Annotated in this window: 13 protein-coding genes; 7 read left to right on the top strand and 6 right to left on the bottom strand. The window is 66.2% G+C overall.

Annotated elements, in window-relative coordinates:
• Nucleotides 1–28: 28 nt before the first annotated feature.
• The 3 genes from AC1RPL_RS21080 (at nucleotide 29) to AC1RPL_RS21070 (ending at nucleotide 2035) form a co-directional block, all read left to right on the top strand.
• Nucleotides 29–1312 carry a citrate synthase gene (locus AC1RPL_RS21080; RefSeq protein ID WP_493072251.1) on the top strand — a complete coding sequence of 428 codons (1284 nt, stop codon included), beginning with the start codon at nucleotides 29–31 and terminating at the stop codon, nucleotides 1310–1312.
• 103 nt (nucleotides 1313–1415) lie between these two features.
• Nucleotides 1416–1658 carry a hypothetical protein gene (locus AC1RPL_RS21075; RefSeq protein WP_493072249.1) on the top strand — a complete coding sequence of 81 codons (243 nt, stop codon included), beginning with the start codon at nucleotides 1416–1418 and terminating at the stop codon, nucleotides 1656–1658.
• A 95-nt stretch (nucleotides 1659–1753) separates the two neighbouring features.
• Complete coding sequence (locus tag AC1RPL_RS21070; protein WP_493072247.1) at nucleotides 1754–2035, top strand: hypothetical protein; 282 nt, start codon at nucleotides 1754–1756, stop codon at nucleotides 2033–2035.
• 52 nt (nucleotides 2036–2087) lie between these two features.
• On the opposite strand, the gene AC1RPL_RS21065 is transcribed toward AC1RPL_RS21070, so the two are convergent.
• The 3 genes from AC1RPL_RS21065 to AC1RPL_RS21055 are packed head-to-tail and all read right to left on the bottom strand — an operon-like array spanning nucleotide 2088 to nucleotide 5794.
• Nucleotides 2088–3485 (bottom strand): sensor histidine kinase, encoded by a 1398-nt coding sequence (locus tag AC1RPL_RS21065; RefSeq protein WP_493072245.1) that lies wholly within the window; start codon nucleotides 3483–3485, stop codon nucleotides 2088–2090.
• Nucleotides 3482–4582 carry a DUF2336 domain-containing protein gene (locus tag AC1RPL_RS21060; protein WP_493072243.1) on the bottom strand — a complete coding sequence of 367 codons (1101 nt, stop codon included), beginning with the start codon at nucleotides 4580–4582 and terminating at the stop codon, nucleotides 3482–3484. Before AC1RPL_RS21060 ends, AC1RPL_RS21065 begins: the two co-directional genes overlap by 4 nt.
• 36 nt (nucleotides 4583–4618) lie before the next feature.
• The gene (locus AC1RPL_RS21055; protein ID WP_493072242.1) at nucleotides 4619–5794 is read right to left on the bottom strand and encodes a hypothetical protein; all 1176 of its coding nucleotides are present in this window, start codon (nucleotides 5792–5794) and stop codon (nucleotides 4619–4621) included.
• Between the two features lie 367 nt (nucleotides 5795–6161).
• Between AC1RPL_RS21055 and AC1RPL_RS21050 the strand changes: the two genes are divergently transcribed.
• Nucleotides 6162–8783 carry a carboxypeptidase-like regulatory domain-containing protein gene (locus tag AC1RPL_RS21050; RefSeq protein ID WP_493072240.1) on the top strand — a complete coding sequence of 874 codons (2622 nt, stop codon included), beginning with the start codon at nucleotides 6162–6164 and terminating at the stop codon, nucleotides 8781–8783.
• 39 nt (nucleotides 8784–8822) lie between these two features.
• Here AC1RPL_RS21050 and AC1RPL_RS21045 read toward each other — a convergent pair whose 3' ends face one another.
• Nucleotides 8823–10019 (bottom strand): exo-beta-N-acetylmuramidase NamZ family protein, encoded by a 1197-nt coding sequence (locus AC1RPL_RS21045; RefSeq protein WP_493072238.1) that lies wholly within the window; start codon nucleotides 10017–10019, stop codon nucleotides 8823–8825.
• 142 nt (nucleotides 10020–10161) lie between these two features.
• Between AC1RPL_RS21045 and AC1RPL_RS21040 the strand changes: the two genes are divergently transcribed.
• Complete coding sequence (locus AC1RPL_RS21040) at nucleotides 10162–10668, top strand: DUF4126 family protein (RefSeq protein WP_493072236.1); 507 nt, start codon at nucleotides 10162–10164, stop codon at nucleotides 10666–10668.
• A 2-nt stretch (nucleotides 10669–10670) separates the two neighbouring features.
• Here the strand turns inward: AC1RPL_RS21040 and AC1RPL_RS21035 are convergent, their stop codons facing one another.
• Nucleotides 10671–11216: a DOMON-like domain-containing protein gene (locus tag AC1RPL_RS21035; RefSeq protein ID WP_493072234.1), complete on the bottom strand. Its 546-nt coding sequence runs from the start codon at nucleotides 11214–11216 to the stop codon at nucleotides 10671–10673.
• Nucleotides 11217–11386: 170 nt separating this feature from the next.
• Here AC1RPL_RS21035 and AC1RPL_RS21030 point away from each other — a divergent pair, with 170 nt between their 5' ends.
• Nucleotides 11387–12376, top strand: a complete 990-nt coding sequence (locus tag AC1RPL_RS21030) for a catalase family peroxidase (protein ID WP_493072232.1) — start codon at nucleotides 11387–11389, stop codon at nucleotides 12374–12376.
• Nucleotides 12377–12439: 63 nt separating this feature from the next.
• On the opposite strand, the gene AC1RPL_RS21025 is transcribed toward AC1RPL_RS21030, so the two are convergent.
• Nucleotides 12440–13186: a glucose 1-dehydrogenase gene (locus AC1RPL_RS21025; RefSeq protein ID WP_493072230.1), complete on the bottom strand. Its 747-nt coding sequence runs from the start codon at nucleotides 13184–13186 to the stop codon at nucleotides 12440–12442.
• A 103-nt stretch (nucleotides 13187–13289) separates the two neighbouring features.
• Here AC1RPL_RS21025 and AC1RPL_RS21020 point away from each other — a divergent pair, with 103 nt between their 5' ends.
• On the top strand, nucleotides 13290–13637 hold the full coding sequence (locus AC1RPL_RS21020; protein ID WP_493072229.1) for an ArsR/SmtB family transcription factor: 348 nt from the start codon (nucleotides 13290–13292) through the stop codon (nucleotides 13635–13637).

The following is a 13637-nucleotide window of genomic DNA, read 5'->3' as shown; positions in this document are numbered from 1 at the left end:
AGGCCCGGCCCAACATAGGACGACGTTTATGAGCGACACCGCGAAGCTGCAGGTTCCGGGGAAGGATGTTGAGTATCCGGTCCTGTCGGGCAGCGTCGGACCGGACGTCATCGACATCCGCAAGCTCTATGGCCAGACCGGCATGTTCACCTACGATCCCGGCTTCACGTCGACGGCGTCGTGCGAATCGGGCCTGACCTATATCGATGGCGATGAGGGCGTGCTGCTCCATCGCGGCTATCCGATCGGCCAGCTCGCCGAGAATTCGAGCTTCATGGAAGTCGCGTACCTCCTCCTGAATGGCGAGCTGCCGAACCAGGACCAGCTGACCGGCTTCGAGAGCACGATCACGCGCCACACCATGCTGCACGAGCAGCTGGCGACCTTCTATCGCGGATTCCGCCGTGATGCGCACCCGATGGCGGTGATGTGCGGCGTCGCCGGTGCGCTCTCGGCCTTTTACCACGACTCGACCGACATCACCGATCCGAAGCAGCGCATGATCGCGTCGCATCGCCTGATCGCAAAGATGCCGACGATCGCGGCGATGGCCTACAAGTACAGCGTCGGCCAGCCCTTCCTCTATCCCGACAACTCGCTGTCCTACACCGGCAACTTCCTGCGCATGACCTTCGGCGTCCCCGCCGAGGAATATGTGGTGAACCCGGTGATCGAGAAGGCGCTCGACCGCATCTTCATCCTCCACGCGGATCACGAGCAGAACGCCTCGACCTCGACCGTGCGTCTCGCCGGTTCGTCGGGCGCCAATCCGTTCGCCTGCATCGCGGCCGGCATCGCCTGCCTGTGGGGCCCGGCGCATGGCGGCGCCAATGAAGCGGCGCTCAACATGCTGCACGAGATCGGCCGTCCGGAGCGCATCCCCGAGTTCATCGCGCGCGCCAAGGACAAGAACGATCCGTTCCGCCTGATGGGCTTCGGCCACCGCGTCTACAAGAACTACGATCCGCGCGCGACGGTGATGCAGAAGACCGTCCGCGAAGTATTCGAGGCACTCAACGTCTCCGATCCGGTGTTCGAAGTCGCGCTCCAGCTCGAGGAAATGGCGCTCAACGATCCGTACTTCATCGAGAAGAAGCTGTTCCCGAACGTCGATTTCTATTCGGGCGTCATCCTCTCGGCGATCGGCTTCCCGACCACGATGTTCACCGCGCTGTTCGCGCTGGCCCGCACCGTGGGCTGGGTGGCGCAGTGGAACGAGATGATCTCGGACCCCGAGCAGAAGATCGGCCGCCCGCGTCAGCTCTACACCGGCCCGGTGCAGCGCGATTATGTGCCGGTCGGCAAGCGCTAAACCGCTTCGCTCCCAGCATTGGCTTAGGAAACGCCGTCCCCGCCTTCGCGGGGGCGGCGTTTTCGGTTAACCCTCCGGCGGTCTTCCTTCCGGAGTTGCCCGAATGCGCCAGAACATCCTGATCCTCGCCGGCATCCTTGCCATGATCTTCGGCGCGCTGTTCGTGCTGCAGGGGTTCGGCATCGTCCGCTGGCCGGCAACCAGCACGATGATCGACGCGCGCATCTGGGCCTATCGCGGGCTGGCGCTGCTCGTCGGGGGCGCGATCCTGGTCGGCGGCGTGCGGCTCGTCCCTACCCGCGCCGAGCGCAAGGCTGCGCGCCGGGCCGGACGCGAGGAACTTTAACCTTAACGCCAGCAAACAAAGTGGTTCAGCAACGCGACTCAATCGCCTCTCTAACGTTCAGGCCTGCGGGGAAGAGAGTTACGAGGAGAGACGAAATGAATCTTGCCAAGCTGATTGCCGCGGCCGCCCTGGCCACTGTTGGCGTTGCCAGTGCCGCCACCCCGGTCGCTGCTGCGCCGGCACCTGCCACAAGCGTGATCGCACTTGCCGCCGCGGCGCCTGCCGCTCAGGACTGGCGCCACCGTGACCGCTATGAGCGCCGCGAGCGTTACGAACGCCGCCGCCATTACAATCGTGGCCGCTATCACCGCAGCAGCCGCTATTGCCGCACCGAGTGGCGTCATCATCGCCGCGTGCAGGTCTGCTATCGCCGCTAAGGCCTGAGACGGGGCAATATCAGGGCGTCCGCCGCGAGAGCCGGCGGGCGCCTTATTGCCGTATGGGCAGGCTGAACACGAAGCGAGCGCCCTGCCCCGGCGCGCTATCCACCACCAGGTCGCCGCCCATCGCACGGGCAAGCCGGCGAGCGATGTAGAGGCCAAGGCCCGAGCCACCCGGCTCGCTGGGATCGACGCGGCCGAACTTCTCGAAGATCCGATCCTGATCGGCATGGGCGATGCCCTTGCCCTGATCGGCGACGATCACGTGGCCGCGCGCCTCGTCGCGCTCCAGCCGGATCCACACCATTGCGCCCGGCGGCGAATAGCGCACTGCATTGCCGATCAGATTGACCAGCACCTGCAGCGCGCGGCGGAACTCGCCATGCACCGGAATATTCTCGTCCATCGCCGGTCGGTCGATCCGCACCTCGGCCTGCGCGGCACGCACCGCGAGCAAGCCGGCGGCGCGACGCGCGACATCGGCAAGGTCCATGTCCTCGTCGGCGGTATCGAAATCGTCGCGCTCGATCGCCTGCAGATCGACCAGGTCATCGACCAGCCCGAGCAGATGGCGCCCGGCATTGGCGATGTCGCTGGCATATTCGGCATAGTCGGGCTTGAGCGGCCCCTCGGTCTGCGCGCTGATCGAATCGGCATTGGCGATGATCTTGCCGAGCGGGCCGCGCAGCGCGCGGTCCAGCCGCTGGCTGAACGAGTCGGGGAAGCCGCCGAACGGCACTTCGGCTGCGGGTACCGGGGCGTCCACCTTAGGCACAGCCGGGATCGCCATGTCGAGCATATGCGCCGCACCGACAAACCCGGCGAAACGCCCGCCCGGATCGGTGCGCGGCGTCGCCGCAAGACGGACCATCCGGCCCGTGCCGCGCAATTCCGCCTTCTGCCCGTCGAACCGCGCCTGCCCTGCTACCGCGGTAAGGATCGGCAGCTCGCCGGCCTCGTCCTGCTCGAGCCGGAACAGCCGGGTCAAAGGCTGGCCGAGCATCGCCGAACTGTCGAAGCCGTAGCGGGCGCCCGCCTCGATCGAGAGGAAGGTAATGCGCAGCGACGCATCGGTTTCCCACAGCCAGTCGGCCGCCGAACGGAAGAAATCGCCGTCGCGCTCGGGTTCGCTCGCCGGTGCGCGCCAGCCCGGCCGCAGCCGCCAGCCGCTGACTTCCAGGCGCACCCCGCCCTGGTCGGGCTCGGCGCGGACCCACAGCTCCAGATCATCCTCGCCGTCCGCGGCGATCACATTGCGCGAGATGGCGATGCCAAGCCGCTGCGAAAGCCTTGCCAGCGTGGCAATCTGCGGCACCGCAAGTGGTGCACCGATCGTGCCGCCGGCGCGCATGTTCAGCTCGAAGAGGCGTGCTTCGGCATCCAGCAGGCGGCCCTCTGAATCGAGCCGCCCGATCGCCAGCGGCAGCGTGGGATCTATGATATTCACTTCACCCCTCCCCGCTGGAGGGCGATCAGCGCCAGGCGATAATCGGGGTCGAGCTTGAGCGGCGCCAACGCGGCGCGCGCCTCGGCCGGCGTGATCGCAGCGATGAGATCGAGCGTGTCGGCGAATGTCTCGATGTCGCGCGCCGGATCGGCCTCGCTCAGCGCATAGCCGATATGGGCAACGCCCTCGCGGCCGATTTCCAGCGCCCGCAACGCCAGCCACAGCCGCTCGCCGGCTGAATCGAGGACGAGATCGCGCGCGAGCGCATAAGGCACGCCCATCGCATGGCCGAGCAGCGCAACGAATAATACGATCCGCCGGTCGCCCAGCGATTCGGCGAACATGCCGGCCAGTTCGCCAGGCTGCGCGTCTATCGCCGCGGCAAAGCGCATCGCGGCCGCCTCGAGCCGGTCGCCCTCGTCATAGGCGGAGAGGCTGCGCTGGGCAGCGTCGCACAGTGCCTGGTCCAGGGCTTCATTTGCCGTCTCGACGCGCTCGCGCAGCGCAGCGGCAGTCCACCACACCAGCTTATGGTGCAATTCGGCAGGGAGCTCGCTTTGATATTGTCCCGTATCGGGACCTGTCCTGCGCCGACTCTCGGCGATCAGCACCGCCATCGCGCTGGCGGCGACGACGCGGTCCGGATGCTGGACGAATCGGTTGATCAGGCTGGGCCGCTCGGGATCGTCCGGCGCGCTCATCGGCAGCGCGGCGCCAAGCATCTCCTGGCGGACGCGCGCGACCAGTTCGGCCATCAGGTCGCCGTCGCGCAGCAGTCCGGAATTCCACAGCCGGCTGAGCACCGAAGCCCCCGGCTCGACCAGCGCCACGGCCAGCGCCGATTCGCCGCGCCCGGTGAGTAACCGTACGGCATGCTCGCGAATCTCGCTTTCCACCGTCTCGACAAGGCTCCGCAGCAGCGCGGCGAGCTCCGCGCGGCTGTGCTCGTCGAGCCGGGCCTCTTCGGGCAGGAAGAAATCTTCAACGGCGACCATCAGACCCTTATAGGCGTGCAGCTCCGCAGCCGCCGCGCGTGCGAGCAGCTCCCGAGCGCCAATGGCAAAGCCATCGCGCGTGCCGACGGGATTATCCGACATCGACCTCAGGTTAGCGGAAATGTCCTTAAGACGAGACTAAGCTTTTTCGCGCGTGTCCTCAACCGCCGCGGCAAGCGTGGCGAAGGAATATATCGCAACTGCAGCAAGGCCGATCGTGGCGAATCCGGCGATGGCGAAGGGCGCCAGAATCAGCAAATGCGCAGAGGGGCTGGCCCACCAGCGCTTCGGGCGGGCGGGCGCGCGCTCGACCAGTAACTGTGCGACTGCGGCAACGAGTGCGAGCACTGGCGGCGTCGAGCTGCCCGTGGCGGCGAACTGGGCCCAGCCGGTGAGCAGGGCGATCAGCGCGAACAGCGCGAAGATCGCCCATTCAAGCAGGCCGGCCCGCTTCTCCTCGCCACGCAGCACCGCCATTGCCGCGCCGGTGGCGAGCGTCGCGGTGCCGACCAATGCAGTGACGGTGCCTGTCCCAAGCCAGCTCATCGCCGTGGCGACCAGCGCCAGCGCCGAGATCACCCCGCCGGCGATGCTCACGCTCCAGCCCGGCACGTTGCGGCCGACCAGCTCGGGCAACGCGATCCGCGCGGCGCGGGTGAAGACCCAGCGGTCCGCCCAGTCGGTGCGGCGCTCGGTCAGCGCGGCGAGCACGCCGGTGTTGCGCGCGGCCAGCCCTTCGACGCTGCGCTCTACGGCGTGTCCGCTGCGAAGCCAGCCGGCGGTGAGCGGCACGTGTTCGGCGCCCGATTGCGCGGCGACGCGAAGCAGCGCCGATTGGAAATCATAATCCTCGGGCATCTTCGCGATCTGGCCGAGTTGCGCGAGCGTGATACGCGCGATCCCGGCCCAGCTGTCGCGCATGTCGAGCCGCTCGATCGCGGCGGGCGACGTCGGATCGTCGGTGACGAGCAACGCCTCGCCGCCCTCCGCCGCCATCCGGTCCATCACCGGGTCGGTGGTGACCAGGCCGTCGGCCATCACCAGCACCTGCGCGCCCGGCGTGATCTTCTCCGCTGCTTCCTCGGCCGAGCGGACGATCTCGATGCGCGGATGGCGCTTGGCGGCGCGATTGACTGCAGCGAGCAGCGCGGGCGTCATCTTGCCCACGGCGACCAGTACCTGGTCGGTCCCGGCGCCGAACAGAAGCCGTGCCTGATATTCGAGCAACGTCATCCCGCCGAACGGCAATGTCGCCATCAGCGTACCCGGGCGGCCTTCCGCCTCCTCGACAGCAAATATGAGCCCCGCGAGCATGATCGGGTGGTTACGGGCTTTGGGCGCTATTGCAAGCCAGGAAGGCCGATCCGTGCTCGCGATCGGTGCACGCCCTTGCGGCAACCAAGCGATTCGGCTTGCGCGCGCCACAGGCCTGACCGGGAGCGTTCTGGAGATATGCCCCACCTCACGCGCAATTGTCGCAAATTCAGGAAGTATAATTTCGCCCAGAGCACCACATCAAACAGTTTCACTTACATTTCACAATAGTTTCACGGCGATTTCTCATAATCTCATTTAGAACCGTTGAGATAAGTTCTGATTATTTGCAAGTATTCAAATCATAATGCTGTGCTGCTTGGATCTGTTTGCGGCCAGAGGGGACATCAGAGCGAGGAGAATTGAGATGCGCCGTTCGAGCGTCGTGATTTCTGCTGCCATTTTTCTGGCTGCCTGCGATGGCAATGGCCAGGTTTCGACACCCACGGCAACGCCGAGCCCAAGCCCGACGCCATCGCCCACCCCGACGCCCACAACGACCAAGGTCGGTGCGCAGATCGATCCGGCGGAAGTCGCAGTCCTGCCGCTCGCGGATCTGGGCATCACTGCGGACGCAGTCTTCGTCTCGATCGATTCCGGGACATCGGGCGTCGTGGCCGGCTCGATCAAGATGGCCGACGGCCAGCTGCGCATTCTCGCGCCAGGCGATACCGGCAAGGACGAACTGTTCACCATCCGGCTGCGCGAGGCCGATGGCGACATGTTCGACGTGGCGGTGACCATGAACACCGCGCTGTCCACCCAGATCGCCACCGCCGAGGATACTCCCGAGGACGAGGCCGCCGGAACCGCCACGCTACCCACCCTCGGCCTAACCGGGGTCGATACGGGCAACCGGCTGACCGGTGCCGCGATACGCGTGTCCGTGGCAGGCGCGCCCAAGTTCAGCACCACCGTGTCGAGCGCCTACATCATCGATTCCCTCGGAGCCAAGCGTTCGGTCAGCACGCTCTGGAGCTACGATGCGGCGACCAACAGCTTCAACCTGTCGGCGGATCAGGCCGCCGCCCTGCGCGATGCGCTTCCCGAAGGGCAAGCGCGGCTCGTCATCGGGCTCATTTCCGAGGACGGCAATTTCGCGGGGACCTATTCGGCGAACCTGTTCAAGGGCAGTTCGCGGGTCGAGGGACGGATCATCGACCTTGCGGGCACGGCCGTGACCACGCTGTCCGGGCGCCTAGTCGCCATCGTCGGCAAGAACACCAATGTCCGCCGCGTCGTCACTGTCGGTGCCGATGGCCGCTTCGCAGCGGACGGGCTTCCGCCTGACACCTATCTCGTGCAGTTGCTCGACCTCGACAGGCCGGGCTTCACCGGCGGCTTCTTCGCGATCTTCAACGGTGCGTCGACGGCCAGTGCCGACCTGACCTATGTTGCACCCGGCGCGACGGCGCAATCGGTGTCTTCCGGCAAGCTGTTCTCCAGCGCGCGTGCCTTCAATACCGGCAGGGCGCCGCCGAGCCGCGCGAAAGGCGAGCAGGCGCCGCCAGCGGCCTCGTCCTGCTCGTCGAGTGCCGGGAGCATCGAGACCTTCACCGTCGCCGCGAGCCAGCAGAACGTCACGCAGAGCTGCGATGTCAGCTATGTAGCCCCCAAGGGCACCGGCTTCGTGGAAATGCGCGTGACCGTCACGACGGCGGAATATCCCACCTACACCCAGTCCAACAGCAAATATAACGATCAATGGTCGTTCAGCTTCTCGAACGCGCCCGGCCTGCCGACGCCGGAAAGCGGCTCGGTGAATAATTCGCACTATAATTCGGGCAGCTTCACACGCACCAAATGCCTGGATCTCTCCACGCTCACCAAGGACGCGAGCCACACGATCATCGGCACGCTCAAATCGGTGAACATCGGTGACAGCTCGCTGTCGACGGTGGTGTCCGCGTCGTTCAATCCGGGTGGCTGCGGCCTCCAGGTCACCAAGGCGGACTTCACAACGCCCAACAAGAGCGGCAAGAAAGTGATGCTCGGCCGCAACGCCAACAACGTGGTCGGACCGTTTCTCCCCTATTTGTCGATCCCGCAGGCCACGGCGATCGATACCTATGGCGTCCCGTTCGAGATCAACTATGCGCCCAAGGACGCGACCCTCAGCAAGGTCGAGCTCGGCATAATCCAGAACGGCACCGTGGTGGCCTGGACGGGGGACATCCGGGCCCAGGCGACGAGCACCACGCCGGGCAAGCTGGTCTTCAAGGACTTCATCTTCCCGGTAATGCCCTTCGACCGGCAAGGCGCTTATCTGAGCTTCACCGTGCGGCTGACCGGGACGGTCAACGGCCAGTCAACGACGAGCCCAACCGGCGAGCAGAATGTCATGGTGGAGGGCTCGACGCTGTTCACGCCGTTATTCCTCGCCGGGGACGACACGCTCCTGTCGGGCCTGCGCTACAACCAGCCGTCCGACGCGGGCGGCGACAGCTGGGCCACCCAGGCGACGATCGCATGGCTGCGCAGCAAGCCCTTCCGGTTCGACGACATCTCCGCGCTCCACGCCGGGCGCGCCGCCAACAAGTGCAGAGGCGGAACGCTCGAGGGCTCGGTGCTCGGCCATTGCGGCCACAGCAACGGCCAGGAAGTCGATCTACGCTACGCCACGCCGGAAGGCACCTATACCTCGGCGATCGGCGAGAGCGGCGGCGGCGGCCTTTCCACGCTGCTCACCGCATCGAAGACCGGAGGCTCGGCGAGCGCCGCGACGACGCGGCTGGTGCAATGGATCACCAACAACCGCACCATGATCACAAACGCCGCCGCGGAGGCGAGAACATTGGAGATATGGTTCGGAAAGGAAGACTATCTGCTGAAGGCGCTCGTCCTGGGCAAATATCCGGACGGCACGGCGATCAAATATGCCGTCACCGGCGGCGCGGACGTGGCGGTCGGCGAATGGGCGAAGCCGGTAACCGCCAACGCCGCGCCGCATCACGACACGCACTGGCACATCTCGCGCAACGCCCCATAGGAAGGACGGGGCCGGGTTCCGATCCCGGCCCCGCTCGAATCAGTATAGCAAATGCGGCGCGCGCGCCTCGACCCACGCCGCTTCGTCGGGCTTCGTACGCGCATCGAGATCGCCCGCTTCGGCGCCGGCATCGTCTACCCATTCACGCAGGTCGGGGCCGCCGTTGATCACGTCGATCGCGAGCTTGTCGAAGACATATTCGTACGGGAAGTCGCGCCACAGGTCGTAGTCCGGATATAGCGTACGGATCGCCTTGAAGCCCAGCGCCTGAATCCGCCAGGGCTGGAACGCTTCGTGGTCGTATGCCGGCCCCTCGGCATGGATGAACACGCCCGAGCAGAGCTGGCCGACATGCTTGTGGAAGGTCGGCTGGAACCACAAGTCGCGCAGCGTGCAGCCCGCGAGCCATGCCGGCGCGAACCGGCGCATCTCGGCGATCACCGCCTTGGCATCGATGTCCGGCGCGCCGAACAGCTCGAGCGGCCGCGTCGTCCCCCGCCCTTCCGAAAGCATCGTCCCTTCCAGCATCACCGTGCCGGCATAGGCACGCGCCATGTTGACGTTGGCGGCATTGGGGCTCGGGTTGATCCAGGGGCGCTCGGGCGGCCAGCCGAAGCCGGGCGCGGCGTCGGGCTGCCAGCCCTCCATCGCGATCACCCGGTAATCGACGTCCAACCCGAACCGCGGGATGAACCAATGGCCCATCTCGCCCAAGGTCATGCCATGCCGCATCGGCATCGGCCCCGCGCCGACAAAGCTCTCCCAGCCCGGCAGCAGCGTGGTGCCCTCCACCGGACGGCCGGCGGGATTGGGGCGATCGAGCACCCATACGCTCTTGCCATGCTCGGCCGCGGCTTCGAGCACGTAGAGCAATGTCGTCACAAAGGTGTAGATGCGGCAGCCCACATCCTGCAGGTCGACCAGAATCACGTCGAACGTGCCCATCGACTGGCCGGTCGGCCGCCGCACTTCGCCGTACAGGCTGAACACCGGCATCCCGTAGGTGGGATCGGTATAGTCCGGCGACTCCATCATATTGTCCTGCAGATCGCCGCGCACGCCGTGCTGCGGGCCGAACACCGCCGAGACGTTGAGCCCGGTCGCCACGAGTGCGTCGAGCGAATGCGTCAGGTCCGCCGTCACCGAAGCGGGGTGCGCGAGCAACGCGACGCGCTTGCCTTCCAGGGGGCGACGAAGCTCAGGGTCGGCGAGCAGCCGGTCGATACCGAATTTCATGGGCGCGAGAGGTGCCGGGAAGCGGCGTGCGACGCAAGCCGGATCATCGTCATAACGCCTCGCCCCAACTCCACCGCCATATGATGAGGCACCGAAACCCAACTCACGGGTTGAGCCTATGAAACCACAAGGAAACGCATGCATGATCCGATCCGTCCTGATGGGCCTCGCTGCCGGCGCCCGCGCGATGACGCCGCTCGCCGTCGTCGCCAATGCCGCGCGCACGGGCAACCTGCCTGCCGACAATGGCGCGCCGCGCTTCCTGGCCCATCCGCTGATCTCGCTCGGCACCACCGCGCTCGCCGCCTATGAACTTGCCGGCGACAAGCAGAAGACCGCACCCGATCGGATCATCACCCCCGCCGTGATCATCCGCAGCTGGAACGCCGCCTTTGCCGGCATGGCGATGGCGCCACGCAAGCATCGCTTCGCCGCGGGCGTGGTCGCCGGGGCGACGGCGGCGCTGGCTTCCTATGCCAGCTACGCGCTCCGGATGCGGGCAATGAACGGCGAACACCAGCTATCGACCGGGCTGGTCGAGGACGCGCTCACCCTCTCCGCCGCCACCGCCGCCGCGCTCGCGCCCTTTCCGGAGCGGCTGACCCATTTCACCACGCCTTCCAGACCCGGACACAGCGCACCGGCCTGACCTCAACTCGATACAGGCAGCTCCAGGGCGAAGCACGCTTCCGCATGGAAGTCCGGCTTCCCTTGGGGATGCGCGAGCGCCCAATAGGATTTGGTGCCGTCCGCCTCCTCGATCACCGCGCTGATCCCCAGCTGCCAAGCCTTGGCCACGCCGAGCACCGGATCTTCCAGATGCGCGTTGAGCGCATAGTGCGCGAAGGCTTCGCTCGAAGTGATCCAGGGATTGGCCAGATCGAGCGCCCGCATCCCCGCGCGGTAGCCATCGAAGCGATAGGCCGCCCATTCGCCGGAGGGCGAGAAATTGAACTCCAGATAGGTCCCGTTCTCGGGATTGCGCAGGAACAGCTCGAAGCAGGTGCGCTGCCACAGCCCGTCGGCACGCGCCGGCGCGGCCGGCGCCGGCAGCGCCAGGACCTCGGGCGGGGCGCCGACGATGAAGCCAGCCACCCAATGCCCCGCATCCCGCCAGGATAGCGTGCAGGTGATGCTCGGCACCGCCTTGGCGGGGGTGTCGGGGTGCGGCACCAATTGCAGGACGTCCAGGATCATCGCTTCTCTCAATCGCACGTGTTTGCAAGCCCGCGCAGGTACATCCGGGACGCCCGAAAAGGGTAGCCATTTTCGCCTGCTGCGGGCTGCCCTAGGCGAACCACCGGTGCGATGACCGCGGCGAGGTCAGAGACGATCGCACCGCCTCACCCATCCCATAGGAGAGTCGCATGCCGAATCCGCACGCCCGCCTGGCCGCCGCCCTGCTTTGCATGAGCGCGCCCCTTCCCGCCTTCGCCCAGACCCAGAGCCCGTCCGTCAAGGCGAAGGAAACCCCGCTCACCATGGTCGAAGCGCTCAACACCGCGTTCGGCGAGCATCACGCCCGCGCAGTCCATACCAAGGGCGTCATGCTGGAGGGCAGCTTCACGCCAGCTCCCGAAGCGCGTCGGCTCACCAGGGAGCCGATCTTCGCCGGCGGCACGGTGCCGGTGGTCGCGCGCTTCTCGCTGTTCGCCGGCGTGCCCGATCTCCCCGACAATGACGACGGCGCCTCGCCCGCAGGCTTCGCGGTGAAGATGATCGCGCCCGACGGCGATGATTTCGATATCGAGGCGAACCAGCACAACACTTTCATCGTCCGGACCTTCGACGAGTTCGCGATCTTCCTTCGCGCGCTCGGCGCCGCCGGCAAGGGCGATGCCAGGTTGCTCCAGGCATTCCTCGGCGCGCATCCCGAGTCCAGGGCATTCCTCGAAAGCAGGACGTATCCCGCGTCCTTCGCGAGCGCGGCGTTCTTCGGCGTCAACGCGCTGAAGTTCACCAATGCCCAAGGCAAATCAGTGTTCGTCCGCTATCGCTTCGTGCCGCGCGCCGGCGAGAAATATCTCTCGCCCGAGGCGCGCAAGGCCGCAGGTGCCAGCTACCTGCATGACGAGATCGTCCGCCGCGTCGCCTCTGGGCCAATCGCGTTCGACCTCTATGCCCAGATCGCCGGCCCGGGCGATGTGGTCGATAATCCCGCCATCGCCTGGCCGGAGACGCGCCGTATGGTGAAGCTCGGCACCTTCAGCCTCGCGCGCTTTCCCGCCGATCCACAAACGGCCCAGAAGAGCCTGCTCTTCCTCCCTGGCCAGATCCATCCTGGCGTCGAGCCGGCGGATCCGATGCTGGCGATGCGCAACACCGCTTACCCGATCTCGCTCGGCAAGCGGCAATAGCGAGCACCGTGCGCCCCGCGCGCAATGCGGGATGAGGCCGACCAGCCCCATCCCGCACGTCGCCTAGCGCAGGCCGCCGCTGGCGGTCAGCTTCTCGCCGGTAAGCCAGCGTGCATCGTCCGATGCGAGGAAGACGGCGATCGCGGCGATGTCATCCGGATAGCCAACGCGGCCCAGCGGGGTCTGGCCGATGATCGCATCGAAGAATTCCGATCCGACGAACCCTGCGGCATGCGTGCCCTCGGTCTCGACGACACCGGGATTGATCGCGTTGACGCGGATCTTGCGCGGGCCGAGTTCATTGGCGAGCACGCCGGTGATCGCATCCACAGCGCCCTTGGTTCCGGTGTAGATCGCCGACTCGGCCGGGAAGAGGCTGGTGACGGCGGACGAGATATTGATCACGCTCGCGCCCTCGCCGAGATGCTTCGCCGCGGCTTGGGTGGTGAGCAGCACGCCAAGCACGTTCACGTCGAACATGCGGCGATACAGATCCTCGGTCGTCGCATCGAGCGAGGCGAATTCATAGACGCCCGAATTGTTGACCAGCACGTCGAGCCGGCCGAACGCCTGGATCGCGGCATCGACCAGGGCCTGGGCCTGATCGGCCTTGGACACATCGGCCTGCACGGCGATCGCCTTGCCGCCCGCCGTGGTGATTTCGTGCACCAGCGTGTCCGCGCCGGCCTTGCTCGATGCATAATTGACGACGACCGCGGCACCCTCCGCCGCCAGCGCCCTGGCGATGCCGGCGCCGATCCCCTTGGAGGCTCCGGTAACGATCGCGACCTTGTCTGCGAGCTTCGACATGACTGAATTCCCGATGGGCCGGCCGCCGGAATGGCGCCTTACTCCCATAGTTCAGGATTTCGGAACTGTTGAACGAACCTTCAAGAGCCCCTAGATAAAATTCATGCGCCCCCTGATTCATCCTTCGGTCGAAGACCTGTCGGTGGAAGCGATCCTGCACGCGCTGTCCGATCCGGCGCGCGCGGCGATCTTCGCCGGGCTGGCCAATGCCGGCTGCGTGCAGAACTGCACCAGCTTCGCCACGATGGGCGACCGGGTGATTCCGAAGTCTTCCTTGTCGCAGCATTTCAAGGTGCTGCGCGAAGCGGGGCTGATCCGGTCGGAGCGCCAGGGCGTGGAGATGCGCAACACCTCGCGCTGCACCGAAGTCGACGCGCGCTTCCCCGGTCTGATCGCGGCGATCCTCAGTGCCTATGCGGGAAATGGAGCCTGCGCAGGCCCGGCTTCGTAA

The sequence above is a fragment of the Sphingomonas sp. GW821-FHT12D09 genome (genome assembly GCF_058807215.1).
The sequence above is the reverse complement of the archived record's forward strand: the minus strand, read 5'-3'. Positions and strand labels throughout refer to the sequence as shown.